The 1,093-nt window shown below is 48.2% G+C and carries 1 protein-coding gene; it reads right to left on the bottom strand.

What is annotated here, in order from left to right; genetic code table 11:
• Positions 1-222: 222 nt before the first annotated feature.
• Positions 223-1,093: methyl-accepting chemotaxis protein (locus R7Q47_RS26095; RefSeq protein WP_318090242.1), on the bottom strand; the 871-nt coding region annotated here is incomplete at its 5' end.

Consider the following 1,093-nt stretch of genomic DNA (forward strand, 5'->3'; position numbering starts at 1 on the left):
GACCGAAATCAGGCTGGAAACCGCCCATAAAAAGGCAGCGCATAGAGCAAGCCATTCGTAACCCATGATTGATAGACGTCCTTGTTGAATAGGGTTGAGGGCTCTTAATATGCATGAAATGCCACGAGCAATGCCATCATTTTTTTATTTATTATTGGGAAGTTAAAGGGCTAGATAACATCAATAAAAAAGCAGCTCTGGGAGCTGCTTTTTCGGGGCGGTTTACACTTTAAAGCGACTGATGTTTTCTCGCATGGTGTTCGCTGTGTTGAACATTCTGCGTGCGCCTTCACTGCTTTTCAGTGATTGCTCAGCAATGACATCTGCATCGTCTTTGATGCCTTGAGTATTGCGGCTGATGTCTTCACTTACCGCTCGCTGCTCTTCTGCTGCGCTCGCAATCTGCATCGCCATATCATTAATCTCAGTGATAGAGTTGGTGATGCTGGTTAGACTGTCGTGCGCTTGCTGTGCGTAATCCACGCTGGTATCTGCCAAGCTAGTGCTGGCTTGCATGCTGTTTACGGCAAGCTTGGTATTGCTTTGCAGCGTTTCAATCATGGTACGGATTTCTTCTGTTGAGCCATGAGTGCGTTGGCTAAGTACACGTACTTCATCCGCTACCACGGCAAATCCGCGTCCTTGTTCACCCGCGCGTGCTGCTTCGATGGCCGCATTGAGAGCGAGCAGGTTGGTTTGCTCAGCAATGCCCTGAATCGTAGACAAAATTTGGTTGATGCTTTGGGTGTTCGCTTCCAGTTCAGAAATCACATTTGCCGCATCACTCACTTGCTCAGCAAGCGACACAATCGCTTCTCGGTTTTTCTGAATAACGCTTTGACCTTCCACACACGCAGATGCGGAGTTTTGGGATGCACTTGCGGTCAATTCTGCATGACTTGCTACTTCTGCAGCGGTTGCCGACATTTCATGAATGGCCGTAGCAATTTGGTGTACGTCATTTTGTTGGTGCTCAACGCGTCCTGCCGCCATGGCTGAGAGCTCATTCGCCTGTTGTGCTTGTTCTGACAACTGCTGACTGTTTTCGACGATGTTTTTTAGCATTGATTGCATCTGAGCAAGGAACTGGTTG

The organism is Vibrio sp. Vb0349 (assembly GCF_033338975.1).